General features: G+C 46.6%; 25 protein-coding genes. 19 read left to right on the top strand and 6 right to left on the bottom strand.

Annotation, left to right across the window (positions count from 1 at the left end; genetic code table 11):
• Positions 1–11 precede the first annotated feature (11 nt).
• From MKY23_RS15805 to MKY23_RS15795, 3 genes are all read left to right on the top strand, one after another.
• A complete protein-coding gene (locus MKY23_RS15805; protein WP_154890369.1) occupies positions 12–1,184 on the top strand; it encodes a Gfo/Idh/MocA family oxidoreductase in 1,173 nt (390 codons plus the stop codon).
• Positions 1,185–1,269: 85 nt separating this feature from the next.
• Positions 1,270–1,998, top strand: a complete 729-nt coding sequence (locus MKY23_RS15800) for a ThuA domain-containing protein (RefSeq protein WP_154983454.1) — start codon at positions 1,270–1,272, stop codon at positions 1,996–1,998.
• 113 nt (positions 1,999–2,111) lie between these two features.
• Positions 2,112–3,218 carry a Gfo/Idh/MocA family oxidoreductase gene (locus tag MKY23_RS15795; RefSeq protein WP_154983453.1) on the top strand — a complete coding sequence of 369 codons (1,107 nt, stop codon included), beginning with the start codon at positions 2,112–2,114 and terminating at the stop codon, positions 3,216–3,218.
• Positions 3,219–3,391: 173 nt separating this feature from the next.
• Here the strand turns inward: MKY23_RS15795 and MKY23_RS15790 are convergent, their stop codons facing one another.
• Both MKY23_RS15790 and MKY23_RS15785 read right to left on the bottom strand, forming a co-directional pair.
• Positions 3,392–4,210 (bottom strand): radical SAM protein, encoded by an 819-nt coding sequence (locus tag MKY23_RS15790; protein WP_339830715.1) that lies wholly within the window; start codon positions 4,208–4,210, stop codon positions 3,392–3,394.
• Entirely contained in the window at positions 4,207–4,791 is a 585-nt protein-coding gene (locus MKY23_RS15785) for a bifunctional transcriptional activator/DNA repair enzyme AdaA (RefSeq protein ID WP_339839473.1), read from the bottom strand. Before MKY23_RS15785 ends, MKY23_RS15790 begins: the two co-directional genes overlap by 4 nt.
• 508 nt (positions 4,792–5,299) lie before the next feature.
• Here MKY23_RS15785 and MKY23_RS15780 point away from each other — a divergent pair.
• From MKY23_RS15780 to MKY23_RS15770, 3 genes are read left to right on the top strand one after another with little or no spacing between them, the layout of a single operon-like run.
• Positions 5,300–6,280, top strand: a complete 981-nt coding sequence (locus MKY23_RS15780) for a Gfo/Idh/MocA family oxidoreductase (protein ID WP_154957287.1) — start codon at positions 5,300–5,302, stop codon at positions 6,278–6,280.
• A 33-nt stretch (positions 6,281–6,313) separates the two neighbouring features.
• A complete protein-coding gene (locus MKY23_RS15775; protein ID WP_339830711.1) occupies positions 6,314–7,120 on the top strand; it encodes an SAM-dependent methyltransferase in 807 nt (268 codons plus the stop codon).
• A 26-nt stretch (positions 7,121–7,146) separates the two neighbouring features.
• Positions 7,147–8,040 carry an NAD-dependent epimerase/dehydratase family protein gene (locus MKY23_RS15770; RefSeq protein WP_154890365.1) on the top strand — a complete coding sequence of 298 codons (894 nt, stop codon included), beginning with the start codon at positions 7,147–7,149 and terminating at the stop codon, positions 8,038–8,040.
• A 245-nt stretch (positions 8,041–8,285) separates the two neighbouring features.
• On the opposite strand, the gene MKY23_RS15765 is transcribed toward MKY23_RS15770, so the two are convergent.
• Positions 8,286–9,299: a LacI family DNA-binding transcriptional regulator gene (locus MKY23_RS15765; protein ID WP_154890364.1), complete on the bottom strand. Its 1,014-nt coding sequence runs from the start codon at positions 9,297–9,299 to the stop codon at positions 8,286–8,288.
• A gap of 465 nt (positions 9,300–9,764) precedes the next feature.
• Between MKY23_RS15765 and MKY23_RS15760 the strand changes: the two genes are divergently transcribed.
• The 4 genes from MKY23_RS15760 (at position 9,765) to MKY23_RS15745 (ending at position 14,321) form a co-directional block, all read left to right on the top strand.
• The gene (locus MKY23_RS15760) at positions 9,765–11,555 is read left to right on the top strand and encodes an L-fucose isomerase (RefSeq protein ID WP_154890363.1); all 1,791 of its coding nucleotides are present in this window, start codon (positions 9,765–9,767) and stop codon (positions 11,553–11,555) included.
• Positions 11,556–11,580: 25 nt separating this feature from the next.
• Positions 11,581–13,101 (top strand): rhamnulokinase family protein, encoded by a 1,521-nt coding sequence (locus tag MKY23_RS15755; protein WP_339830705.1) that lies wholly within the window; start codon positions 11,581–11,583, stop codon positions 13,099–13,101.
• 15 nt (positions 13,102–13,116) lie between these two features.
• Positions 13,117–13,779 carry a class II aldolase/adducin family protein gene (locus MKY23_RS15750; RefSeq protein WP_090924843.1) on the top strand — a complete coding sequence of 221 codons (663 nt, stop codon included), beginning with the start codon at positions 13,117–13,119 and terminating at the stop codon, positions 13,777–13,779.
• Between the two features lie 185 nt (positions 13,780–13,964).
• Entirely contained in the window at positions 13,965–14,321 is a 357-nt protein-coding gene (locus tag MKY23_RS15745) for a hypothetical protein (protein WP_090924844.1), read from the top strand.
• 161 nt (positions 14,322–14,482) lie between these two features.
• Here MKY23_RS15745 and MKY23_RS15740 read toward each other — a convergent pair whose 3' ends face one another.
• Positions 14,483–15,109 (bottom strand): FMN-dependent NADH-azoreductase, encoded by a 627-nt coding sequence (locus tag MKY23_RS15740; protein WP_154890361.1) that lies wholly within the window; start codon positions 15,107–15,109, stop codon positions 14,483–14,485.
• A 173-nt stretch (positions 15,110–15,282) separates the two neighbouring features.
• On the opposite strand from MKY23_RS15740, the gene MKY23_RS15735 reads away from it, so the two are divergent.
• From MKY23_RS15735 to MKY23_RS15705, 7 genes are all read left to right on the top strand, one after another.
• The gene (locus tag MKY23_RS15735; RefSeq protein ID WP_339830701.1) at positions 15,283–15,489 is read left to right on the top strand and encodes a hypothetical protein; all 207 of its coding nucleotides are present in this window, start codon (positions 15,283–15,285) and stop codon (positions 15,487–15,489) included.
• A complete protein-coding gene (locus tag MKY23_RS15730) occupies positions 15,458–16,396 on the top strand; it encodes a sugar-binding transcriptional regulator (RefSeq protein WP_090924853.1) in 939 nt (312 codons plus the stop codon). The genes MKY23_RS15735 and MKY23_RS15730 overlap by 32 nt, the downstream gene beginning before the upstream one ends.
• 319 nt (positions 16,397–16,715) lie before the next feature.
• Positions 16,716–17,363: a deoxyribose-phosphate aldolase gene (gene deoC, locus MKY23_RS15725; protein ID WP_154958012.1), complete on the top strand. Its 648-nt coding sequence runs from the start codon at positions 16,716–16,718 to the stop codon at positions 17,361–17,363.
• Positions 17,364–17,572: 209 nt separating this feature from the next.
• Complete coding sequence (locus MKY23_RS15720; RefSeq protein ID WP_090924846.1) at positions 17,573–18,763, top strand: NupC/NupG family nucleoside CNT transporter; 1,191 nt, start codon at positions 17,573–17,575, stop codon at positions 18,761–18,763.
• Between the two features lie 36 nt (positions 18,764–18,799).
• Positions 18,800–19,978 (top strand): phosphopentomutase, encoded by a 1,179-nt coding sequence (gene deoB, locus MKY23_RS15715; RefSeq protein WP_154890359.1) that lies wholly within the window; start codon positions 18,800–18,802, stop codon positions 19,976–19,978.
• Between the two features lie 106 nt (positions 19,979–20,084).
• The gene (gene deoD / locus MKY23_RS15710) at positions 20,085–20,792 is read left to right on the top strand and encodes a purine-nucleoside phosphorylase (protein WP_056691414.1); all 708 of its coding nucleotides are present in this window, start codon (positions 20,085–20,087) and stop codon (positions 20,790–20,792) included.
• A 212-nt stretch (positions 20,793–21,004) separates the two neighbouring features.
• On the top strand, positions 21,005–22,306 hold the full coding sequence (locus MKY23_RS15705; RefSeq protein ID WP_308721710.1) for a pyrimidine-nucleoside phosphorylase: 1,302 nt from the start codon (positions 21,005–21,007) through the stop codon (positions 22,304–22,306).
• A gap of 686 nt (positions 22,307–22,992) precedes the next feature.
• Here the strand turns inward: MKY23_RS15705 and MKY23_RS15700 are convergent.
• A complete protein-coding gene (locus tag MKY23_RS15700; RefSeq protein WP_339830691.1) occupies positions 22,993–23,991 on the bottom strand; it encodes a TIGR03943 family protein in 999 nt (332 codons plus the stop codon).
• Between the two features lie 146 nt (positions 23,992–24,137).
• The gene (locus tag MKY23_RS15695) at positions 24,138–25,187 is read right to left on the bottom strand and encodes a permease (RefSeq protein WP_154985594.1); all 1,050 of its coding nucleotides are present in this window, start codon (positions 25,185–25,187) and stop codon (positions 24,138–24,140) included.
• Positions 25,188–25,495: 308 nt separating this feature from the next.
• Here MKY23_RS15695 and MKY23_RS15690 point away from each other — a divergent pair, with 308 nt between their 5' ends.
• Together MKY23_RS15690 and rpmG are read left to right on the top strand one after the other, a co-directional pair.
• Positions 25,496–26,707: a GTP-binding protein gene (locus MKY23_RS15690; protein WP_339830689.1), complete on the top strand. Its 1,212-nt coding sequence runs from the start codon at positions 25,496–25,498 to the stop codon at positions 26,705–26,707.
• Positions 26,708–26,789: 82 nt separating this feature from the next.
• Positions 26,790–26,939 (top strand): 50S ribosomal protein L33, encoded by a 150-nt coding sequence (rpmG, locus tag MKY23_RS15685; RefSeq protein WP_036613813.1) that lies wholly within the window; start codon positions 26,790–26,792, stop codon positions 26,937–26,939.
• Positions 26,940–26,994 lie beyond the last annotated feature (55 nt).

Below are 26,994 nucleotides of genomic sequence, written 5' to 3'. Positions count from 1 at the left end.
AGGAAATGATTATGTCAAAACGTCTTCGTGTAGGAATGGTTGGATACAAATTTATGGGGAAGGCCCATAGTAATGCCTATCGCAGTCTGCCCATGTTTTTCCCATCTGCACCGCTACAGCCTGAAATGTCAGTCATATGCGGTCGAAATGAGCAGGGAGTTCAGGCGGCGGCAAACCAGTTTGGTTGGGCTGAGAGCGTCACGGATTGGCGTGAACTGGTCAAACGGGATGACATCGACCTCATTGACATCAATGCTCCAAGTGATGCTCATAAGGAAATTGCGCTGGAGGCAGCACGTCAAGGCAAGCACTTGTTCTGCGAAAAGCCACTCGCGCTTTCGCTAGCTGACTCCCGCGAGATGCTTCAGGCTGCAGAAGATGCAGGTATAACCCATATGGTCGGGTTTAACTATCGTTTCTCCCCAGCCGTGCAGCTTGCGAAGGATCTGATCGAAAGTGGACGGCTGGGCAAAATCTATCATTTCCGTGCGTTTTTCCTTCAGGACTGGATTCTGGACCCGAACTTCCCACTCGTTTGGCGTCTGCAAAAAGAAGTCGCAGGTTCCGGTTCACACGGTGATCTCGGTGCTCACTTAATTGACCTCGCTCGTTTCCTCGTTGGTGAATTCCAGGAGGTTATTGGCATGAGTGAAACGTTCATCAAAGAACGTCCGCTCGCTTCCGAGATGACGGGTCTTAGTGCCAAAGGCAGTTCAAGTGCAGATGCACCTAAAGGTGAAGTAACAGTGGATGACGCCACGTTGTTCCTGGCGAGATTCGCAGGTGGGGCGCTTGGCAGTTTCGAAGCGACTCGATTCGCTGCCGGACATCGTAGCACGAACTCTTTTGAGATTAACGGTAGCTTGGGCAGTGTGCGTTTTGACTTTGAACGTATGAACGAACTGGAAGTCTACTTCACGAAGGATGATGAAGATGTGCAGGGCTTCCGCCGCGTGCTGGCTACCGATCCTGCACATAAATATGCCGAGGCTTGGTGGCCTGCGGGACATACGATTGGTTTTGAACACACATTCACACATGAAATGTTGGAACTTGTAACCGCTATTTCGGAAGGCCGTCAGCCGTCGCCAAACTTCCATGATGGAGTTGCCTGCCAAGCAGTACTTGAAGCCGTAGAACGTTCGGTAACGGAGCGTCGCTGGGTAACTCTTGAAGAGATGTAACGATGTGATAACGAGCTTTAGTCCGATTCCGATTTTCAGATCCAAGGAAGCATCAAAAAAATGTATCGAAAGCGAGGATCTAGCAATGAAAAAAGCACTGATTGTATGGGGCGGCTGGGATGGACATGAGCCGGAGCAAGTAGCAGCCATTTTTGAGCGTATCTTAAAAGAAGAGCAGTTCGAGGTCGAAGTATCTGACACCTTGGAGTCGTATGCGGACGCAGAGAAATTGCTCGGTCTGGATCTGATTGTGCCTCTATGGACGATGGGGCAGATTGAACAGGAGCTGGTGAATAACGTTTCGGCGGCTGTACAGAGCGGTGTGGGTCTTGCGGGTCTGCATGGAGGGATGTGTGACGCGTTCCGTAACAACGTAGACTGGCAGTTTATGACAGGCGGACAGTGGGTAGCTCATCCAGGTAACGACGGGGTCGAATATATGGTGAATATGAAGCGAGGCTCCAGCCCGCTTTTCGAACATATTGAAGATTTTCAGGTGAAAAGTGAGCAGTACTACTTGCACGTTGACCCGGCTGTAGAAGTGCTGGCAACCACCCGTTTCCCGATTGTATCCGGGCCTCACGCTGCCAATGGGCCTGTCGATATGCCAGTAGCATGGACGAAGCGCTGGGGTGCAGGACGGGTATTTTACAATTCACTAGGACACCATGCAGACATCGTAGATATGAAACCCGTAACCGAGATGATGCGCAGTGGTTTCCTCTGGACAGCCGCAGGTAAGGAGCTGGCGAAGAGTCGCAAAACGGATGCAACAACAGAGGTATACACAGGTATGGCAGACAACCAAACCTAATCTTCTATAGTTAATTATTCCAGTCAATCTGTAAGTTCGCAATTTCGTACTCACATGACATCCATAAGAGAACTTTAAACACATATCAGATCCACGGCGAAGGGAGCAAGGGCATGAAAACAATGAAAGTAGGTATTATCGGCTGTGGTAAGATCAGCGGCATCTATATGGAGAACTGCCATCGTTTCGAGGTGCTTGAGCTGGTTGCGGTCGCCGACCTGGATCGGAATCGGGCAGAGGAGCAGGCTGCTGCATACAACGTTCCTAACGTATACACGGTGGACGAAATGTTTGCGAGTCCCGAGATCGAGTTGATCATCAATCTGACGATTCCTGCCGTGCATGCCGAAGTATGCATACGTGCGCTGGAATCGGGCAAACACGTATATGTCGAAAAACCACTCGCGGTTACCCGTGAAGAAGGGCAGGCTGTACTAGAAACAGCCAAACGCAAAGGCCTTCTTGTAGGCTGTGCACCTGAAACCTTCTTCGGTTCAGGCATCCAGACAGCACTACAGCTCGTAGAGGATGGTATCATCGGGAAGCCGGTAGCTGCAACAGCCTTTATGATGAGCCGGGGACATGAGTTCTGGCATCCTGATCCGGAATTCTATTATGCAAGCGGTGGAGGGCCGATGTTTGATATGGGGCCTTATTATCTGACCGCGCTTGTTCAATTGCTGGGGCCGATTAAGTCCATTGCGGGAATGACGGGTAAAGCGATGACAGAGCGAACGATTACGAGTGAGAAAAAGAGAGGCCAGATCATCCCCGTTGACATTCCAACCCATGTCACCGGTCTGCTCCAATTTGAGCAGGGAGCCATCGGTACGCTGATTACAAGCTTTGATGTATTTGGCGGAAGTGCATTGCCTCCGATTGAGATTTACGGAACGCATGGCACGTTGCAAGTCCCTGACCCGAACACTTTTGGCGGCCCAGTCCGTTATCGTTTGATGGGGGAACATGAATGGACAGAGGCTCCGCTTCTTCCAGGATACCAGCAAAATACGCGTGGCATCGGCGTGGCGGATATGGCGTATGCTGTTCAAAGTGGTCGCGCGCACCGAGCGAGCGGCGAGCTGGCCTACCACGTGCTTGAAGCCATGTGGGCTTTCCATGACTCTTCGGATGAGCAGACTTTTTACAAAATGCAGAGCACATGTCAACGTCCAGCGGCGTTGCCAGTGAACCTGCCACTATATACGTTGGATCAGTAAGAAGTGTATAACTTCTTTCACGTGTAAACAGAAATAAACGGCCTCTTTCCAAGAAAATGGGAAAGAGGCCGTTTTGTGTACGAAGAGTATCGTGTACCAAAAGTATTGTGTATCAAATGTACAATGCAAGATTACCGTTATTTTATCTGACATTTAGCAAAATGTATTTATAATCAAGGCTCAAATCCGGCCTGACTTATATAGATATCCTGTTCTGCAAAATGCGTCTGCATTCGCTCCACAACCGTTTGGTAAGCATCCGGCTGATACCAGTGCTGCATTCCGATCTCCTGATATAGAGCCTCCATCCCCAGTCTCCGTGTGCGCTTGCCTTCGCTACCGTCACCCATAAAATAGTCATCAATGCACACGCGCTGAACAAGCGGCCTCAGTGTAGACGCAAACTGTTCACTGCTCGGCAATACAGGTGCAATAGCTGCTTGAGTCGGGATGCCAGCATCCCGTAGTAGTTTAAGTGCGTGTAAGCGACCTGCAATAGATGGCGCAGAGGGGGTAAAGTGCTTCCTGATATCGTCTTGATCTGTCTCCACGGTCATGCTCACTCGCACACGTTCACCAAGTTTCTGCAGGACATCAATATCACGAGTAACCAGCGGACTTCGGGTCTGCACCAAAACAAAATCCGGCGGTTCGATCAGCATCGTTTCCAGCAATGAACGTGTGATTTGTTCCTGAGCTTCGACGGGTTGATACGGGTCGGTGCTGGACGACATGAATATTGTTATTTTTCCTTTCTTACGGGCTCGCTGCAATTCTTTGGCGAGAATGCCGGAGGCTTCTTTTTTCACATCCACCCAGCTTCCCCAGTCTTCCTTACGAAATAAGTTGACAGGCATCTGTCTAACGTAGCAGTACGAACATCCGAAGGTGCAACCGGTATAAGGATTCAAGGTATGGGTGTAACCATTCAGGAAGCCCGTGCCTTTGTTTAATAATGTCTTGGGCACCTTGTAAGCCAATTGAGCCTTCATGAGCTGTCATGCCTTTCTCTGTAATGTGCAGGAGTACATCCGGTGTGCTTACGAAAAACGGAAATGAAATAAGCCGGATTAGATATCCCTACTTGGCGTGCGATTTCGTTAACGGTTAAATGTGTATGTTCAAGAAGAGCTTGAGCTTCGCTGATACGTTTCGCTTGGATATATTGAACCGGGGTTTGACCTGTAATGCGTTTGAACACCCGGTGCAGATGGTACGGACTCCCATGGCTAGCAACAGCAAGTACATCCAGCGTCAATGGTTCCGTGTAGTGCTTCGCTATATATTCCGTAACCCCGTAAATCCACTCTTGATCTGGCACCCGTTCTCCTGTAGGTTTACAGCGTTTGCACGGTCTGAATTTGTGAGCTAGCGCTTGTTCGGCATTTTGAAAAATCAGGACATTGTCCGATTTGGGTGCTCTTGATCTGCACGAGGGACGACAGAAAATACCGGTTGTTTGTACCGCGTAGAAAAACGTACCATCGTACGTGTGATCATTCTGGATTATCGCTTCCCAGTACTCATGGGGAATCCATGAAGGCAGGGTATCATGTTGCTCTGTGGGTTTCATCAGATTCACCTCTGCTTTAATTATACCCTGCATGATCGAGAAATGACGAAGTTTCGGATTGAAATCGCAAGATATCAATATTGTAACTATATAAGTTGAATAACAGATATTTACCCGGAACACTGCGATGACAGAACAACCTGAAGAGTAGCGGTTATCCCCAGATTTCTTGAATTCCCTTTTACAAAGGGAAAATCCGGTGATAAGCGTATGCTTCCGATGCAGCTTTCTTGCAGAAAGCTTTTAGGCGAGCGCTTCGCTTTTCCAGGTTTTCTCTGTCCTCTCCGTGTCTGTGTAAATGAAAAGTTCAACTGATATAATGAAAACACATGGTATTGAATCTTTCTACGGAAGGAATGAGATTAGCTCTTTCTTCATTCCTGCTGAAATATACGCTACAATGTACAGGATAGGTTATGAAGCAGAGATCATCTTATTATCTAACCATTGAACAAATATCCAACAACAAATAACAAACATCAGTCATAGACGAAAGAGGTAGATAAATATGGTTCGATTCGGTGTAGTAGGTACCAACTGGATTACGGAAAGGCTGCTGGAATCTGCAGTTCAAGTGCAAGGCTTTCAGCTAACGGCGGTATATTCGCGGACAGAAGATAAGGCTAACGCATTTGCAGATCGGTATGAAGCAGCCTATAGTTTTACGGATTTGGAAGAAATGGCAGCTAGTGATGCGCTGGATGCAGTGTATATTGCCACGCCGAATACACTCCATGCACAACAAGCAGAGATTTTTTTGAAAAATGGCAAGCATGTACTGTGTGAGAAACCTCTTGCGGCGAATGCGGCAGAAGTACACAGTATGATTGAGACAGCTCGCAAGCATGACGTGCTGCTGATGGAAGCGATGAAGTCCACTCTCGTTCCGGTTTTTAAAAGTGTAGAGCAACATTTGCCTAAAATCGGCCCTGTTCGCAAGTACATAGCGGGTTATTCGCAGTATTCTTCACGTTATGACAAGTACAAGGAAGGTATTGTGTTAAATGCCTTTAAGCCTGAGCTCGCTAATGGGGCATTAATGGATCTGGGTGTATATTGTTTATATCCACTCATTACGTTATTCGGAGCACCAAACCAGGTTCAATCTCAAGCCATGATGCTGGAATCCGGCGTTGACGGGCAAGGCAGTGTGTTGCTGAATTATGATGGAATGGATGCGGTCGTAACGTACTCCAAAATCGCCAATTCACACGTACCTAGCGAAATTATGGGTGAGCGCGGAAGTATCATCATCGACAAGATTGGATCGCCGGAACATGCAGAAATTCGTTATAATGACGGTACGATTGAGGTACTGACGGTGGAACAGCCACATCCCGCGATGTATTATGAAGTGGAGGAGTTCGTGAATCTGGTGCAACAAGGGAAAATAGAATCCACTATGAATACGTACGAACGCTCCTATCAAACGATGAAGGTCATGGATCAGATCAGGCAACAGATTGGTCTTGTTTTCCCCAATGATTAAACGAGAGAGTTTAGAAGAGAGGAAGCGAACGAGATGAGCCGAGAAGAGCAGAGGATCGTGAACGATCAGCAGAGCGGCGAAGAGTGGCAACATTCGGAAGACATCATCAGAGACAGGAAACGCAGCAAACAGATGCATCAGCATGAAGAGAGCGGTCTGGAACTGTCCCAGATTGTTTTTATAGGAAGAACGTTTGAGGAATACATGCTTATGTTTGATCTGACCAGGGAGGAGCTTGCAGGCCAGAACATCCTGGATTGCCCTGGAGGCGCATGTTCCTTCAGTGGTCAGGCTCGGAAGCTTGGGGCTCATGCTGTAGCGTCAGATATCGTTTACCAGTACGGCATGAATGAACTAGGAACGAAGGGGTTTCAGGATATTGAACATACGATGAAACAGATCCAAGCTGTTCAAGGGATGTATGTCTGGGATCATTTCGGCACGATTGAAGGGTTGAGGCAAGAACGACTGCGCGCGATTACGGATTGTGTGAAAGATATGAGAGAGCATCCTGAATGTTACGTAGCCACGGTATTGCCTGAGCTGCCTTTCAATGATGAACAGTTTGATTTGATCCTATCCGCACATTTCTTGTTTACCTATGCAGATCGGTTGAATTTTGATTTTCATGTTCGAACGTTGCTGGAGATGTTACGTGTGACAAGGCATGAAGTACGTATTTTTCCGACAGTAGATCTGACAGGCAAGCGTTACGAACATATGGATGAACTGAAGGTGTTTTTAGAAAAAAAGGGTTATCTTCTATCTGAAGTTAGAACGTCATATGAATTTCAGCGTAATGCTCATACGATGCTTCGGATAAGAAAGCCTTCACTTTAGACAGATTAAGATGGGAGGGAAACGAGATGAAAAAGGTTCTTATTCTTGGAGGTACACGTTTCTTCGGTAAACGACTTGTGGATCATCTGATCTGGGAAGGGAAGTCCGAGATCACGATTGCGACTCGTGGACAGACGGAGGTCGATTTTGGAGCGGAAGTGAAGCGAATTCGGATGGATCGGGAAAACCCTCAGTCTGTAGCAGAGGTTGCACAGTCGGATGAGTGGGATATCGTCTACGATAATATCTGTTATTCTCCGAATGAAGCCAAGGCTGCATGTGAAGCATTTGCCGGACGTACTAAAAGATATGTGTTAACCTCTACACTTTCGGTGTATGGGGAACCAAGAGAAGGATTTGTGGAAACGGATTTTGATCCATATACGTATCCACTGCAGTATGGTAACAAGGAGGACTTTGCATACGGTGAAGGCAAACGGCTTGCCGAAGCTGTCTTTTTCCAAACGGCGTCCTTCCCGGTAGCGGCCATGCGTATCCCTATTGTACTTGGTATGGATGATTATACGAGACGGCTTCATTTTCATATCAAACATGTACAACAAGGAAAACCGATAGGCATGCCGAATCCCGCTGCCGAGATTGGGTTTATTAATTCAACGGAAGCGGCAAGGTTCCTTGCCTGGCTTGGTAATGTGTCGTTAACTGGACCTGTGAATGCCGCGTCCAAGGGGGCGATTACACTCGCATCGATGATGCAGTTAATCGAAACGGTGACGGGAATGCAGGCTCAGATTCTGAAGCAAACCGTGGACGAAGATATGTCGCCTTTCGGAGTGCAGCAGTCATGGACGATGGACACATCCAAAGCAGAGCATGCAGGGTATACGTTTGAAGCGCTTATGGACTGGTTTCCGGGTCTTGTGCGTGAGATCGCTCTTGCGCTACAGTCTGAACGATAATCACGCCAAGAGATGCACTTATCCGTTATAAGAGAGCCAATAGAGAGATACGCTTGTATTCAACTAAAAGTTTAAATTGATCATATTAAAAAACAGGATGACCAGAGTGAACTGCACCTCCAATTGTTGATAATGACTAACAATTGGGGTGCAGTTCATCTCGGGAACGTCCTGTTTTTTTGTCTTTTTTCTCGAACTTGGTCATCGGAGTAGACTGCGTAAACTCTAGTTAAATTTGTATAACATTAATTAGTAGGCGGAACAGAAGCGGATGTACGTATTCGGAGCTCGGAAGGTAAGATCATCGTTTCAGCGGCAGATGACAGCTTTCCTTCAATCCGGTCAATCAGCATCTGCATCCCTTGGTATCCGAATTCATAAGCAGGTTGTGCAATGACGGTCAGAAAAGGATCAAAGGCGGAAGCCAGATCAAGGTCATCGAAACAAACGACAGAGATATCCTCGGGTACTTTAAGTCCTCGTTTGCGGAGCAGACGGATCACTCCAATCGCCAGCATATTATTGGCTGCAAAAATAGCTGTAGGCTGCTGTGACCTGGAGAGCAAACGTTCCAATCCTTCATTATCACTAAAATCACGATAGCTTGTACGGAGTATAAGGGAAGGATCAGGTGTAATCCCTGCTTCCTGCAGTCCTTCGATATAACCATCCTCACGCAGTCTGGCAGTCGAAACTTCGGAAGACCCGTTGACCAGTGCAATGTGCTCGTGTCCAAGTTGAATAAGGTAACGTATGAGCTCTATTGCGCCTTCACGGCTGTCTCCGGCAATCACATCCGAAGTGATACCGGGCACGGTTCGATCCAGAAATACAAATGGAATGTTTCGAGCCTGCAACTGTTGCAGATGGGGGAGAGAGCGATCTCCTGCAGGTGCAAAGAGCACGCCATCTACCCGTGTCGACAGGATCGCCTCCACATACTCTTTTTCTTTTCGATAATCCTCGTCACTGTTACCAAATAAAACACGATAACCCCGAAGATGCGCAGCATCCTCGGCTCCACGGGCCAGCGTTGTATAGAAAGGGTTGGTAATGTCCGTAATTAGCAAAGACAACATATGAGTTCGCTGCAACACCAGACTTCGTGCATTGGAGTTAGGGATGTAGCCCAGTTCATTGATGACCTGCTGCACACGCTCACGTGTAGCCGTGCTGATGCGTCCTGTGCGATTAATGACTTTGGAGACAGTCATCGCAGAGACATTTGCTTTTTTGGCAATATCATAGATTGTAATCAAATGGAATCGAACCTTTCCACAGCATAGTCCTTTCATTTTAAAGGATAATGGTAATTGACAGCAACATAGGAGCGTGGTAAGTTAGGGTTACCGATAACCCAGAAAGACATTCTACGATCTTAACTCGTTTTTAAATTGCTGGATTAAGCACTATTTTAATCTGATTTAAGAAGTACAGTTAAGAAAAATCGTTCTATAGGTTATTTCTGAAAATGATCTTTATAAATTCATTTTTTGAGTCAACACAGCAACCGTTCTCGTTATTTTTCATGATAATTAATGAGAGTGGTTTATTTTTTTAGAGTTATGTAAACGCATTCAGAAAGTCAATGCGTGTGGTTATCGGCAAATGTCCACCAGGTAGTGTGATCTGATTTCTTTTTCTTTTGTCGCTCATCGTTCAGTCAGAATATTCTCAATTCCACATGCATTTAATGAAATGCACTAAAAGGAGGACGTTCTCGCATGACTCATCAGGATTATCGTTATCAACAGCCTTTTCCCAAGATTGGTATTCGTCCCACAATAGATGGCAGACGCAAGGGTGTGCGTGAGTCGTTGGAAGAGCAAACGATGCGTATGGCAACGTCTGTAGCTGAGCTGATCTCATCCGAGCTTCGTTATGCCGACGGTTCTCCAGTCGAATGCGTGGTCGCGGAGACCTGTATCGGCGGTGTAGCCGAAGCAGCGGCCGCAGCGACATTGTTCAGCCGTTCGAATGTGGGTGTAACGATTACCGTAACGCCTTGCTGGTGTTATGGTACGGAAACGATGGATATGTCACCATCTACTCCAACGGCAATTTGGGGTTTTAACGGCACAGAGCGGCCGGGAGCCGTATATTTGGCTGCCGTGCTATCTGCACATGCACAGAAGGGGATTCCTGCGTTCGGCATCTATGGTGAAGATGTGCAGGACGGCGGTGATACGACCATTCCAGATGATGTGCGTGACAAGCTGCTCCGGTTCAGCCGTGCTGGACTTGCGGCGGCCACAATGAAGGGACAGGCGTATTTGTCTATTGGCTCGGTGTCGATGGGGATTGCAGGTTCCATCGTGAATGATTCTTTTTTCCAGGAATATCTGGGCATGCGAAACGAATATGTGGATATGAGCGAATTGACACGGCGTATAGAAGAAGAAATCTATGATCCAGAGGAATACAAGCTGGCTCTGGCGTGGGTAAAGGAGAACTGTAGTGAAGGTCCGGATAACAACCCGGAGCATCTTCAGTCTGATCGAAAACGTAAAGACGATGAGTGGGAGACCGTGGTTAAAATGACGCAAATCGTACGTGATCTGATGGCTGGTAATCCGAAGCTTGCTGCACTTGGATATGAAGAAGAGGCCATGGGCCATCATGCCATTGTTTCGGGGTTCCAAGGCCAGAGGCAATGGACGGATCATGCCCCTAATGGAGATTTCCTGGAATCTATACTGAACTCCACGTTCGATTGGAATGGTAAACGTGCACCCTATCTTGTGGCAACGGAGAATGACAGTTTAAACGGTGTGTCGATGTTGTTTGGGTCTTTACTCACACATACGGCTCAAATTTTCGCAGACGTACGGACGTATTGGAGCCCTGATTCGGTGAAGCGTGTGACTGGTCATCAACTGGGAGGGCACGGGAAAGCGGGAATTCTTCATCTGATCAACTCCGGATCTGCTGCCCTTGATGGAACGGGGGAACAATCGAAAGATGGCAAGCCTGTTCTCAAACCTTTTTGGGATATCACGGATGAAGAGGTGCAGCATTGCCTGAAAGCGACCTCATGGAGACCGGCTTCCGTTGAGTATTTCCGTGGTGGAGGATACTCGGCTGACTTTTTGACCAAAGGCGGTATGCCTGTGACTATGACTCGTCTGAATCTTGTTAAGGGATTAGGACCCGTGCTACAGATTGCCCAAGGTTACACGGTGGATCTGCCGGAGCATGTTCATGACACGCTGGATCAGCGTACCGATCCCACATGGCCTTCGACCTGGTTTGCCCCAACTCTGACGGGTTCTGGAGCATTCACTTCGGTCTATGAGGTGATGAATCAGTGGGGAGCCAACCACGGTTCCATCTCGTACGGACATATCGGTGCCGATTTGATTACGTTAGCATCGATGTTACGCATCCCCGTAAATATGCACAATGTACCTGAGGCAGAAATTTTCCGTCCGCGTGCATGGGGATTGTTTGGCACAAGTGAGCCGGAGGGAGCAGATTATCGCGCTTGTCATGTATTTGGACCGTTGTATCGTTGAGACGCTGAGTAAAGGAGGCTTTCATATGAGCAATCAGGCTGCATATGTGCTTGCTGCTGATTTCGGTGCTGGCAGCGGTCGAGTCGTACGGGGCGCTCTAGATGGACGCAGACTGACGCTACATGAGATGCATCGGTTTCCTAATGAGCCGGTTCAGCTTCGGGATGAATTGTACTGGGATTTCCTGCGTTTATTTTACGAGCTGAGACAAGGGATACGCAAAGGCGCTGAAGGTATGCCGGGACGGATACAATCCATTGCTGTGGATACCTGGGGCGTGGATTACGGACTGATTGATGGTGCGGGAAGATTGCGCTGCAATCCCAGTCATTATCGTGATGCACGTCATGAGAAATCGATGAACGATGTGCTACAGATGGTCAATGAGCAAGAGCTATATGCGATGTCAGGTGTACTACCTCAGCAGATTAATACGATATTTCAGTTATACGGTGAACTTCAGGACAGTGGGATCAATTCTAAAGATAGTACAATGAATCCCGATGCTGATACACGTCTATTATTCCTGCCGGACTTGTTTAACTATTATCTATCTGGCGAGCAAGCATGCGAGTATACGATAGCAAGCACCAGTGGGTTGTTGCATAGCGGGGAAGTGAAATGGAATGAACCATTAATGAGCCGCCTCGGCTTACCTGTTTCGTTATTTCCACGATTGGTTCACTCAGGGACTGTACTAGGCCATTTATCAGACGATCTGGTTAGAGAGCTACACACCGGTCCCATGAAAGTTGTTTCCGTGGGATCACATGATACGGCTTCAGCACTGGCGGCGATCCCTGCGACTGAATCGAACTATGCATTTATTAGCTGTGGAACTTGGTCCCTTATGGGGGTGGAACGTGATTCACCTGTGTTAAGTGTGCAGGCTCTGGAGCTTGGATTTACGAATGAAGGAACCGTGTATGGTAAGGTGAGAACGCTGAAAAATCGTTCAGGTCTGTGGTTGCTTCAGGAGTGTAAACGCCAGTGGGAACGGGAAAATCGATTCTACTCCCACGAAGAGTTAGTCCAGCTTGCTGTATCAGCAGGTGCACATCAATCGGTGGTATCGCCAGGAGATGATGTTTTTATGAGCCCAGGTGATATGCCTAAACGAATCAGGCAATATTGCGAACTCACTTTTCAAACGGTCCCCGAAACCGTAGGAGCCATCGTTAGATGTATATTGGAAAGTCTGGCGCTGGAGTTCAAGCAGACGCTGGATGAGCTTGAACAGATTACAGGCGTACGACCTCCTGTGATTCATATGGTTGGCGGTGGTGTGCATAATCGCCTGCTATGCCAGTTTACGGCGAACGCTACGGGTGTTCCGGTAATTGCTGGACCCGTTGAGGCATCTTCTGCGGGCAATTGCCTGCTCCAATATGTGGCTCTTGGTGAAGTAGGTGGTTTGTCCGAGATCCGTGACATTGTATCGGCCTCCTTCGATACGGAGATGTATACACCTCAAGATTCAGAGTGCTGGCAGGAAGCATATGGAAAGTACCAGCAATTCAACCAACGGAAACAAAACCAGCAATAAAGGAGTGAGAGAAACATGTCTGAACAGCAGATCAGAGAAGAACTAACCAAATATGCCCGTAAGGCAGTAACTCAAGGACTTGTTGTCGGGCCGGGAGGTAACATTAGTGCACGCTCAGGCAATACGATGCTTTTATCTCCAAGCGGGTTCGCGCTAGAGGAACTGGAGCCGGATGAATGGATCGCCATTGATATGGAGACAGGAGAGACACAAGCAGGAGCCAGCCGTCCTTCGTCTGAAGTCCTCATGCATCTGTTCAGCTACCGTGCTAACCCGGATATTCAGGCTATTGTGCATACGCACCCGGCTTATACGATAGCCCTAAGTCTTGTTTTTGACCATCTTCCGCACCTGTTTCCGGATCAGTCCGCATTGGTTGGAGATATCGGATTTGTGCCTTACGTACTGCCAACGACCAAACTTCTCGCCGATGCCGTTGCTGCTAAGGTGACCGAACATTCTGCGCTTATTCTCGTCAATCACGGTCTGGTTACGACAGGTAAAAATCTGCGCGAAGCCTATTACCGTACACAAGTGGTAGAGGAAAGTGCCAAGGTGTATATGATTGCCAAGGCCGCAGGCGAACCTAAAATTTTGACTGACGCAGAATATAAAGAGATTCAATCCCTTGAGAGTGAAGCTTATCGAGTTCAGCTACTACAGCAACTTAAATCTTGATCTGGTTTGATATTAAAACAAGATAGTTTCTGCAGTCGTAAGGGAAGAACTTCAAAGATATGAGATTCGTCAAAATATGACATGAAGATAAGCAAATGATTCCCTTTTTCTCGACAACTATTGCATTACCTGAAATACCGAGTATAATACTGGGTAAATAGAACGAAAAGGGGATGCAATAAACGATGAAAACATATGCTGAATTGAACTCTCTTCTTGTTGACGATTATCTGGATCTCCTGAACATTGCAAAACAACTTGGTGATGAGGAATGGAAAGACGCTATTCTGCAAGCATTGAAGGAAGAAGTCGATGCGAACCATCACGTGGATTCTACCGAAGTACGGCAGGATCTCTGGAACCAGTTTGAAGACATCAACGAACAGATGCATGAATTGTTGCTACAATTAAAACAAGCCGAACATCCGGAAGAAAAAGAACAGATTATCGAGTTAATCTGGGGATTGAAAATAGACCGCCATGCGATTACTCGCAAGCTTGAAACGATGAGCCGTGCCAGTGCCGGGGCGCACAAGGGCTGAGCATTAATATAAGTTATACAACACTGTTATACAGTGCAGATTTACATGAAAAACCCGCATCAACCCTAGAATTATGTTCTAGGGCTGTGATGCGGGTTTTATTTATCATGGCCGGATGATCGTTGGTACTGGTTTCGGCTGTTTGGCTCGTTCTATCTTACTTAGAACTGCTTGGCAAAACGCTGCGCTTCTTCAATCCCTTTCTGTTTGATCTCCTCGGCACGATCCTTGAACTGGTTATGACCTTCAACAAAGATGCCATCCAGCTTCGGTACACCTAGAAATGACATGATGATGCCCAAATAACGATGTCCCGACTCCATCTGAGCCGCTGGTCCTTCGGAGTAGACACCGCCACGGGCTTGAATGTGTAATGCTTTTTTATCCGTCAGAAGTCCTACCGGACCTTGCTCTGTATAACGAAACGTTTTGCCTGCTACACATATGGAATCAATATATGCTTTAAGTACTGGCGGGAAGGAGAAGTTCCACAGCGGTGAAACGAATACATATTTGTCAGCATTCGCGAACTGGTCAGATAGTTCATTCAGCCGTTGTACCTTGGACTGTTCTTCAGAGCTCAGGTCGCCTCCAGTTTGCAGCTTGCCCCATCCACTGAATACGTCCGCATCGATATGTGGGATATTGGAACGGTACAGATCGAGATGAATGATTTCGTCTGAGGCATGACTTTCTTTGTACGCATCAATAAACGCTTTGCCGGCAGCCATACTGAATGAAGTTTGATGATCATGCGGATGGGCAGTAATATACAATAAAGTAGACATAACTTGGTATCCTCACTTTCCAATGTAGGTTGATTTTTGGCTCCATATTTCTCAAGAAACAGCTCCAGTGACTGGAGTAGTATGGGCTGCGATGTTATTTTTTATTCGTCCGTTCGGGTAAAAGACGGGTAAGTTGGTCATTGAGGAAGTGAAGGTAGCATGTATTCTGACTTTTGGCAAAATATAGTGATGGAAACTTTAATATATGTATAATATATAAGAACAAGTATTGTAGCGAAATGAGCTTTATGCGTACAAGTTCAGCCAGCTATATACCAGAAGTTGAGGCCAAACGTTTTATTTTATTTTCCAACGATAATAAGATGAGTGAGATGAATGCACATGGGAATGGACTTGGAGAAACAGCGATTAAGCATTGAAGCGGCAAAATTGTATTATCAGTCCGATTACAGCCAGCAGGATATTGCCTCAAGACTGGGCGTATCACGCCCTACCGTGTCGAGGCTTCTTCAATATGCCAAAGACCGAGGGTACGTGCGCATTGAAATCATGGACCCGCTGGAGGATATTGATATTATCGGCGGGGAACTGAAAGCCAAATACAACCTGGAGACGGCACTGGTATGTTTTGCACCCTTGAAGAGTGATGAGGAGATTCAGAAGCATATAAGCAAGAGAGCTGCGGACTATTTGCAGGACACCGTGCAGGATGCGGACATTATCGGTGTGACATGGGGAACAACAATGCATGCGGTCGCACGTCAACTCAGACCCAAGCAGGTGAAAGGCGTAGAAGTGGTACAGCTCAAAGGGGGCGTAAGTCACTCCCATATAAACACCTATGCCGCGGATATTGTTCATCTGTTTGCCGAAGCGTTTCATACGGTTCCCAGGTATCTGCCGCTTCCGGTGATCTTCGATAATATTGAAGTGAAAAAAATGGTCGAGGCAGACCGTCACATTGGACGCATTGTTGAGCTGGGAAGACAGGCGAACATCGCCATATTTACGGTAGGAACCGTGAAAGAGGACGCACTTCTGTTCAAGCTGGGATATTTTAACGAACAAGAACAGGAGCTTCTGATGAAGTCTGGTGCAGGTGATATTTGTTCACGTTTTTTTGATGCGGAAGGGCACTTGATCAGTGAGGAGATTAACAGCAGAACGGTCGGGATTGATTTGGCTGAATTAAGAAACAAGGAGAAATCCATTCTCGTGGCTGGGGGCGGGCGCAAAATTGAAGCGATTCATGCGGCTCTGAAAGGCCAGTATGCCAACATTTTGGTTACGGATCAATACACAGCGCAGGCATTGCTTCGTTTATAGGAAAGCTAATAGATGGGTTACCCAACCCATATGGCTGCTATTCTTGTCACCTGCACAACTTCAACTTCATATTAAGTTCAACAGTGACAACATCTGCCATGACATCCGGGCGGATGTTTTACTATGTAAGGCGGAAAATAAACACGGAACAAGTAAAATTTCCTCATGGCGTAACACAAAGTTCACTTTTCGATCCACAAATGATAAATGAACGAATGTTCAAGTTGATTTTTACATATGTTCATGATAGTGTAAGGATATAAGTTCACCAGTTCAGATAAGGGAGAGATTTCAATTGACTACACCACAATTAGCCAAAATGATCGACCACACGCTGCTTCGTGCAGACGCAACTCGTAACGAGCTTACCAAGCTGACAGAAGAAGCGAAGCAGTACCAATTTGCATCGGTATGTGTGAATCCGGGCTGGGTATCTTACGCTGCAGAGCAACTTCAAGGCACTGGCGTAGATATCTGTACAGTTATTGGTTTCCCTCTGGGGGCGTCAACTTCGGAAACAAAGGCATTTGAAACGAAAGATGCTATTGCTAAAGGGGCAACAGAAGTTGATATGGTCATCAATATTAGCGCACTGAAAGACGGCAAAGATGATGTTGTAGAGCAGGACATTCGTGCTGTTGTCGAAGCTGCAGCAGGTACATTGGTGAAAGTAATTATTGAAACTTGTCTGTTGACAGATGATGAAAAAGTACGTGCGTGTCAAGCGGCTGTCAGAGCCGGAGCAGATTTTGTGAAAACATCAACTGGTTTCTCCACAGGTGGGGCAACTCCGGAAGATATCGCTCTGATGCGTCGTACCGTTGGTCCTGACGTAGGTGTTAAAGCATCCGGCGGCGTGCGCAGTCTGGAAGATATGCAGAAAATGATTGAAGCAGGGGCAACTCGAATCGGAGCAAGCTCTGGCGTGAAAATCATGCAAGGCGGCCAGTCCACTTCTTCTTACTAAAATGAGTTATTCTCCTGAACTCTGCCTGAGATACATGACAGGGTTCAGGGCCATTTTTCACTTGAACATGAAACGTAATATATCCTGTTGTTTGTAAGCGCTTTATAAAATTTCTGAAATCATATGTTATGAAATGACACAAAATAAGATTCAGTAACCCTTTGAGCAGTTTATACAACGGGATTAACGACCTTCAAAGGAGAGATCACATGAAATACCTTATTGCCATCCTTGGCTTACTCGTTGTTTTTGGACTGGCTTATATCGCCAGTAACGGAAAGAAACAGATTCGATACCGACCGCTTGCGGTAATGATTGTTTTACAGATTATACTGGCTTACGCTTTGCTGAATACGGAAGTGGGAACATGGCTGATTGGCGGATTTTCCACCGTATTTAAGAACTTGCTTGATTATGCAGCCGAAGGGATCACCTTTGTTTTCGGCGGTTTGATCAACATTGGAGCAGAAGGCGGGAGCGGTCCGTTTTTCCTGACTGTGCTAATGCCGATTGTGGTCATCTCTGCCTTAATTGGTATCCTGCAGTATATCCGAATCTTACCTTTTGTTATAAAATATATTGGTCTGGTATTAAGCAAAGTCAACGGAATGGGCAAACTGGAATCATATAACGCGGTTGCTTCTGCCATTTTGGGGCAATCTGAAGTTTTTATCTCGGTGAAAAAACAAATCGGGCTACTGCCGAAACATCGGCTGTACACCCTCTGTGCATCAGCAATGTCCACGGTATCGATGTCCATTGTCGGCGCCTATATGACAATGATTGAACCGAAATATGTAGTGACAGCGCTTGTGCTTAACCTTTTCGGCGGTTTTATCATTGCTTCCATCGTCAATCCGTATCGGGTTACGGCGGAAGAAGATATATTGGAAGTGCGGGAAGAAGAGAAACAATCGTTCTTCGAGATGCTGGGAGAATACATTCTGGACGGATTCAAAGTAGCAATTGTCGTAGCGGCGATGCTGATCGGTTTTGTCGCCCTGATTGCCTTGATTAACGGAATATTTAGCGCTGTAATCGGTATTTCGTTCCAGGAACTGCTTGGGTATGTGTTTGCACCTTTTGCCTTTGTTATGGGTGTCCCTTGGAAAGAAGCGATTCAGGCAGGCAGTATCATGGCTACCAAAATGGTGTCCAACGAATTTGTTGCGATGCTGAGTTTGAGCGAGCAAACGGCATTGTCTGCCAGAACAACAGGAATCGTATCCGTCTTCCTCGTATCCTTCGCCAACTTCTCCTCCATCGGTATTATTGCCGGCGCGGTGAAGGGACTTCATGAGAAACAGGGCAATGTGGTGGCCCGCTTCGGTCTGAAGCTGCTTTACGGTGCATCGCTGGTCAGCGTGCTGTCTGCGATCATCACTGGACTGTTTTTGTAATTCGGATTATTGGAAGCTGGAAGGAGTGCTTAACTTATGTCAACATTCAAAAGAGTACATCTGATCGTTATGGATTCTGTAGGAATCGGCGAAGCGCCGGATGCAGCAGAATTCGATGACTTTAACGTCGATACGTTGGGTCACATTGCACGTGAACGTGGTGGTCTGAATATGCCGAATATGGCAAGTCTTGGACTTTCCAACATTGAACCAATCCAAGGTATCCCTGTCGCGGATAAACCTAAAGCGTATTACACCAAAATGCAGGAAGCTTCCCGAGGCAAAGACACGATGACAGGTCACTGGGAGATCATGGGGTTATACATTGATACACCTTTCCGTGTGTTCGAGAATGGCTTCCCGGATGAGTTAATTCAGCGCATTGAAGAGAAAACGGGCCGTAAGGTCATTGGTAATAAACCAGCCAGCGGCACGGAGATTTTGGATGAACTGGGTGCGGAACATGTGGAAACAGGCGCGCTGATCGTATACACCTCAGCTGACTCTGTCCTGCAAATTGCAGCGCATGAAGACGTTGTACCTTTGAAAGAACTGTATGAGATCTGTGAGTTCTGTCGTGAAATCACGCTTGAAGATCCGTACATGCTCGGTCGTATTATTGCCCGTCCATTCGTTGGTGAAGCGGGGAATTGGAAACGTACGGCGAACCGTCATGACTACGCGCTCAAACCATTTGGACGCACGGTGATGAATGAATTGAAAGATGGCGGTCTGGATGTGATTGCTTTGGGTAAAATCTCTGACATTTATGACGGTGAAGGCGTAACGAAAGCTGTTCGTACTGTGTCCAATATGGATGGGATGGACAAGTTGTCTGAGACGCTGGACGAAGAGTTCACTGGACTCAGCTTCCTGAACCTGGTTGATTTTGATGCATTATACGGTCACCGCCGTGATCCACAAGGTTATGCGCAAGCCCTTGAAGATTATGATGCACGTTTACCTGAGATTTTTGCGAAAATGACAAACGATGATCTGCTGTTGATTACAGCTGACCATGGTAACGATCCAACCTACCGCGGCACAGATCATACGCGTGAATATGTACCACTGCTGGCTTACTCCCCGCGTTTCAGCGAGGGTAAAAAGCTTGAACTGCGTAGCACGTTTGCCGATCTTGGTGCAACCGTGGCAGATAACTTTGGTGTGAAATTACCGGAGTATGGAAAAAGCTTCTTGAATGAGTTGAAGTAAATTGCGTTCAGACGCGGATGTAATAACTTGAAACCAACAAGACTCACATCAAGAACTCAAGGTTATCTATCGTAACAAAGATCATCTATATCGGAGGAGATTACACATGAGTACACATATCGGAGCAAAACCAGGAGATATCGCAGAAACGATCCTTTTGCCAGGAGATCCGCTACGCGCCAAATACATTGCTGACACGTATCTGGAAGACGTTGTTTGTTACAACGAAGTTCGTGGCATGCTCGGTTTCACAGGTACATATCAAGGTCACCGGATTTCGGTGCAAGGTTCAGGTATGGGGATTCCATCCTTTGCAATCTATGCGAACGAGCTTATTAGCGAATATGGCGTAAAAAACTTGATTCGTGTAGGTACTTGCGGAGGAATGCAGGAACATGTACGTGTACGTGATGTGATCCTTGCTCAAGCAGCTTGTACCGATTCCAGCATGAACAAACATGTTTTCGGTGGATACGACTTCTCACCAATTGCAACGTTCTCGTTGTTGAAAGAAGCCTATGACCGTGCCACTGCAAAAGGCATGAAAATCCACGTAGGTAACGTATTTAGCTCCGATTCCTTCTATCGCGATGACCGTTCCGTGACAGAGAAATTGATGAAACACGGCGTGCTTGGCGTGGAGATGGAAACAACAGCGCTTTACACGATTGCCGCGAAATTTGGCGTGAACGCTTTGACAATCCTGACCGTAAGTGATCACTTGCTGACAGGCGAAGAAACATCAGCTGAAGAGCGTCAAAAAACATTTAACGACATGATGGTTGTGGCGTTGGATACAGCAATTACACTGTAAACATATCGAAACTGGTGTTGAAGCATGGAGTGGAGGAACTGGAATCGATTCTGGAGAAGCGAAGCGTTCGCCTTTGTTTTCACATTTTAACCTTAGTAAAGGTGATTCAAAAAAATGTGAAGACAACAGCGCTCGTAAGAACGATCCGGATCCGGAACGGCCCCGCTCAACACGTGTTCTAGACAATCCATTTTACAAAAGGAGAGATCATCATGAGAATGGTAGACATTATTGCTAAAAAACGTGACGGAAAAGAACTGACCACAGAAGAGATCGATTTCGTCGTTCAAGGATATACGCAAGGAGAAATCCCGGATTATCAGGTCAGCGCATGGGCGATGGCTGTATTTTTCAAGGATATGACGGATAAGGAACGTGCCGATCTAACGATGTCGATGGTAAACTCCGGCGAAACGATCGATCTTTCGGCTATTGAAGGTATTAAAGTTGACAAGCACTCCACTGGAGGCGTGGGAGACACGACGACACTGGTACTTGCGCCACTCGTTGCTGCACTGGATGTACCTGTTGCGAAGATGTCTGGTCGTGGTCTGGGACACACGGGCGGTACTACGGACAAGCTGGAATCCGTTGCTGGGTTCCACGTTGAGCTGGAAAAAGAAGAGTTTATTCGTCTCGTCAACGAACACAAAGTAGCGGTTATCGGTCAAAGTGGCAACCTGACACCTGCGGACAAAAAGCTGTACGCACTTCGTGACGTAACGGCAACGGTAAACTCGATTCCATTGATTGCTAGCTCTATCATGAGCAAAAAAATCGCAGCAGGTGCAGATGCGATCGTACTGGACGTAAAAACAGGCGCAGGTGCGTTTATGAAAACAACAGAAGAGGCTAAAGAGTTGGCACACGCCATGGTTAGCATTGGTAACAATGTAGGACGTAAAACAATGGCGGTTATCTCCGATATGTCCCAGCCACTGGGTCTTGCCATCGGGAACGCTCTGGAAGTGAAAGAAGCGATTCTTACACTACAAGGTAAAGGTCCGAAAGATCTGGAAGAACTGTGCCTTGCACTGGGACGTCAGATGGTATATCTTGCAGGTAAAGCAGATTCACTGGAGCAGGCGGAAGAGAAACTCAAAGAAGTGATTCAGAACGGTAAAGCGCTGGAGAAATTCAAACATTTCTTGGCCAATCAAGGCGGCGATGCTTCTGTGGTCGATCACCCAGAGCGCTTGCCACAAGCACAATATCTAATCGAAGTTCCAGCAGATCGTGACGGGTATGTAGCTGGAATCGTTGCAGATGAGATCGGAACGGCTGCGATGTTGCTTGGTGCAGGTCGTGCAACAAAAGAGTCCGAGATCGATCTGGCGGTTGGTTTGATGCTGAACAAAAAAGTTGGTGATTCAGTGAAAGCCGGTGAATCTCTGGTAACCATTCATGCGAATCGTGAAGATGTCGATGCCGTGATTGCAAAAATCAAGGAAAACATCACTATTGCAGATCATGCCGATGCACCTGTGTTGGTTCATGATATCGTAACGGAGTAAAAGGATAAATAAGGTAGACTAACGGGATAGATAAGCAGGGTAACGATGCACTCATGACTTACCTGCTGATGGCAGTCCGCTAGACTACCACAAAACTGTCGTGAGATCCCTTACTGGCACACAGTTGTAGATACACACTTGTAAACAGGTGAACATAATATTAGAAAGAAGACGGAGCAGATATAATCTGCCCGTCTTTTTTTGTTCGGAGACGACGTGCACGTAAACTCGAAACACGGCTGAGTACATAATACGACAATCCTCAGTCCGATGTTCTGGTTCTCTATGAACCTTGAAAATGTTGCTTAACCGCTCTTCGTTAGTTTAAATTGTCATGATCATCATGATTATCATCAGCTCGGCTACTAACTTTTGTGTAAATGGAGCGTCTAAAACGATCCAATGAGATTAATTTTCTAACGATCACAAGGAACGCTATTTGAGCCATTTCCCGCGTTTAAATATTCTAACGATCACAGGAAACCTTATTTTAGAATTTTGATGTGAAAAAGGGCTTTTTCTTGTGTTTTTAGCAAAATAAGCTCTCTGGTGATCGTTAGAATTTCAAAAAGCCTATTTTCACCTAAATAAGCTCGTCTGAGATCGTTAGAAATAGAAGTGTGCTGGCGATCTTTTCGTAAAGTGCTCCACTTCAACTCAATGATGCTCTACTTTCTCTCACTCACTCACTCACTTACGATCTTATCATATGCCTTAACGGAATCGGCATTGGTGTAAATATAAGGAGAAGCTGGCTGATTAATCGGTGTTACGGACGTTGCCTGAATTTCCATCGTATCTTTACCGTTGACTTGCGCGGAGCCAATGGTACCACGGATCTGTACCCAACTGTCCTTCTCAAACTTGTTGGCATCCGGAATATGAATCATCACGCCGAAAGGAGCCGCATCTGCCGGGCAACACATCACGAGAAAACGTCCTAATGCAAAATGAGATGTATGCTCCATGTTATCGTCCCGGTAAACAAAGCCGGTCAGCATAATCTCTTTGCCTGTGAATTGGCGCTGGAACATATCGATGGTGCCGAGGGTTTCCGAGAATATCTCTGGATACACCTGGATGACAGGTTGTACGTATAACTTTTCTGCCAGCTCCGCGAATTCCCGGCTGTATTCATCCGGTGGTACAAACTGCACACTGGCAGGTAATTCGGATAACTTGTCATTTTGCTGCTTTATACCTTGCGTGACCGTATAATCCTGCACGTTCAACTTAGCAGACGCGTCTGGCAGTGGGTCTTTACGCCTTATTTCAGGTGGAGTATACGTCAGAGACATTCCTTTCTGACTTGCCATCGAACTGCCTAAAGCTTGATCCGGTAGTAGAAAACCGAGCAATAGCGGCAAAGCAATTAGACCGTAGACCATAAAACTGCGAATCAGGCCGGAAGGTGGAGCATGTTCACAATCGCAATCGAATTCATTTCGACCCCAAAAAGCATGCCATGCCATAATAACAGCAATAAACAGGAGAGGAACAGCACAACCGAGAAGCAGATTTTGCATCATAGGAGCCAGATAGTAATGTAGAGAGTTGCTCGATTTGAGGTGCATAATATACACAGCCAGACTGCCAATCCAGCCTGCTCGAATGAGCGTATGCCACTGAATGACGATCCTTTTTGAAAAAAAGTTCTTGTTCATCGCATGATTAGCGTGAGCCATGACTTGCACTCCTTTCTTGTATGAATCTCATCTATGGATCATTTCAAATGAGGAGATACCACCCGGTAAACTAATTAACAGCATTAATGATTAATGTTGTTAATAACATAACAAGTACTCTTCAGCTAAAAGCAGTTTCATCTCAATCACCCTAAGAAGTTCACGAGCCAAGACCCGGCAAAAACCAGAAGGATAATCGCCAGACTTAAGCCAATGACAAAATGGGTGCGGAAGGTGGAGAGTAACATAAGCGTGCTTTTGAAATCCAGCATCGGGCCGAGCACAAGGAAGGAAATCAGCGGACCCAAAGCAAACGTATGTGAGAAGGCTGACGCAACAAAAGCATCCGATGTAGAACATAAGGACAGAACATATGCAAAGCCCATCATAAATACATACGAGGCAACCGGGCCATTTCCCAGCGCAACAAGATCACTGCGACTCACAAATGTCTGAATACACGCAGTAATCAATGCTCCAATCACCAAATATTTGCTCATATCGACGAACTCTTCACCTGCATGGATGAAAAAGCTGCGCCAGTCCTTCTTATGAGAGTGATGATGGTCATGGTTGCCACCGTGCGAGTGAGAATGAGCTGAAGAAGCCATTTTGAACCCAGGATGTGTCTTTACTTCCGTCACGACCGTTTTGGGCATGCGCAGAGGATTGCGTTTCACAAAAACATACACAAGCCCACCAACGGCAGCAGCCACCGTAAAAGCCAGTCCCATTCGAGCGATGGTGATCTCTGGATGACTAGGAAATGCCATGAGAGTTGCTGTAAACACAATCGGATTGACGACAGGACCGCTTAAAATAAACGTCACCGCGATATATGCAGGCATGCCTTTATGCATAAGCCGCCGTACAACCGGAATCATTCCGCATTCGCAGATGGGAAAAATAATACCGAGCAGGCCCGCCACAAGCACCCCGCCAACCGGATGTTTGGGGGTCAGTCTTCGCACCATCTCTTCCGATACGAACCATTGCATCAGAGAGGACAGGAACACGCCCATGAGCAGAAAGGGGGCCGCTTCCAGAAAAATACTCACAAATACTGTTTTTATATTTTGCAACGTTTCGCTATTCCAGATTTTATTCAGATCCGGGGCGAACGCAATAACAACCGGAACCAGAAAGGCACAAGGAACAAGGAAGGTGAGAAGTTTCAAACTAGCTGCGATTCTCATGAAAAGACCTCCGTTACTAGAACTTTGCTAGAATATATGCTTGTACTCGCTGTAACATACATCGATGCAGTCAGTTAATCAGTTATTTTACGATTAAAAAGTTCGCTCAAAGGGACTCAGTTGACAAGCAAAGGTGGAATAAGGTATAATCCTCGATGTATTTAATCGTAATGATTACGATTAAATACATTGCCCATATAACTAAATCAGCATAAGTACATCATCCATCATCTTAGTTCACCATCTAGATATCCCGAAAGGTTTCATGGATCACTTAAATTCACCCATAAGAAGTGGAGGAAGCAATAATGTCAGTATCAGAAAAACAACAACATATTCAAAATCGAGTGCCAGTTACGGTTCTTAGCGGTTATCTTGGAGCGGGTAAGACGACATTGCTAAACCACGTGTTACATAATCGGGAGGGCATGCGTGTCGCCGTCATCGTAAACGATCTGAGTGAAGTCAATATTGATGCAGGGTTGATTCGGGACGGAGGCGGTTTATCGAGGATTGATGAGAAGCTGGTGGAGATGTCGAACGGGTGCATCTGCTGCACACTTCGTGAAGATTTGCTGAAAGAGGTGGAGCGGCTTGCGCTGGATGGGTCGTTCGACTACATATTGATTGAATCTACGGGCATTGGCGAACCCGTCCCTGTGGCTCAGACATTTACGTACATTGACGAGGAACTTGGCATTGATCTGACTCGATTCACTCGTCTAGACACGATGGTAACGGTGGTGGATGCCGCTCAGTTTTGGCGTGACTTTTATTCGAAAGAGACGCTTAAGGATCGCGGACAGGAAGCCGGAGAAGATGACGTGCGGGGCATTGTGCATTTGCTGACCGACCAGGTTGAATTTTGCGACGTTCTTGTGCTGAACAAATGTGATCTGGTATCCGAAGAAGAGCTATCGAAGCTGGAAAAAGCACTGCATGCGATGCAGCCAGAGGCCAAGTTGGTTCGCACGACGCATGGGCAGATTGATCCGAGAGAAATTTTGAATACCGGTCGGTTTGATTTTGAAAAAGCAAGCCAGTCCGCGGGCTGGATCCGCGAATTGATGAAAGAGGAGCATACGCCTGAGACCGAGCAATACGGTATTCATTCGTTTGTATATCACCGCAAACGCCCATTCCATCCCAAGCGCCTGCTGCGCTGGATTGCCAAATGGCCAGACAGTATCGTTCGTTCCAAAGGGTTAATGTGGATGGCTACTCGCAACCATATGGCCATTTCATTTAGCCATGCGGGTACGTCCAAACAGCTTGCACCGGCAGGAATATGGGTAGGGGCGATGAGTGAGGAAGAGCGGCATCTTCATTTTGGCGACACGCTTCCAGCTATTCCGGATTGGGATGAAGAGTGGGGTGATCGGGTAACCAAGCTGGTGTTTATCGGGATTGATATGGATCGTGCAGCCATTGAACGAACATTGGATGAGACATTACTTACAGATGAAGAGATGCAGATGAACTGGCGCGAGCTGAAAGACCCTTTTCCACAGTGGAGCTAAGAGAAGAAGTTGACAAAAGAAAAGGCATAGGCTACTATCATTAAATAGTAATAATTACGAATAGACAAAGGGAGGCAACATCATGAGAGTCATTGTAACTTTAGCCTGCACGGAGTGCGGAGATCGCAACTATACAACAACGAAGAACAAGCGTAACCATCCGGAACGTCTGGAAATGAAGAAGTATTCGCCTCGTTTGAAGAAGATGACAATTCACCGGGAAACCCGCTAAAAAATTTTGATTTTTTCAAATCGTAATATTTACGAAAAAAAGAAAGAGGTTAACC

This window comes from Paenibacillus sp. FSL R7-0272 (assembly GCF_037969905.1).
Classification (GTDB): domain Bacteria; phylum Bacillota; class Bacilli; order Paenibacillales; family Paenibacillaceae; genus Paenibacillus; species Paenibacillus polysaccharolyticus.
Note: the sequence above shows the minus strand (reverse complement) of the source record. Positions and strands in the feature narration are given on the sequence as shown.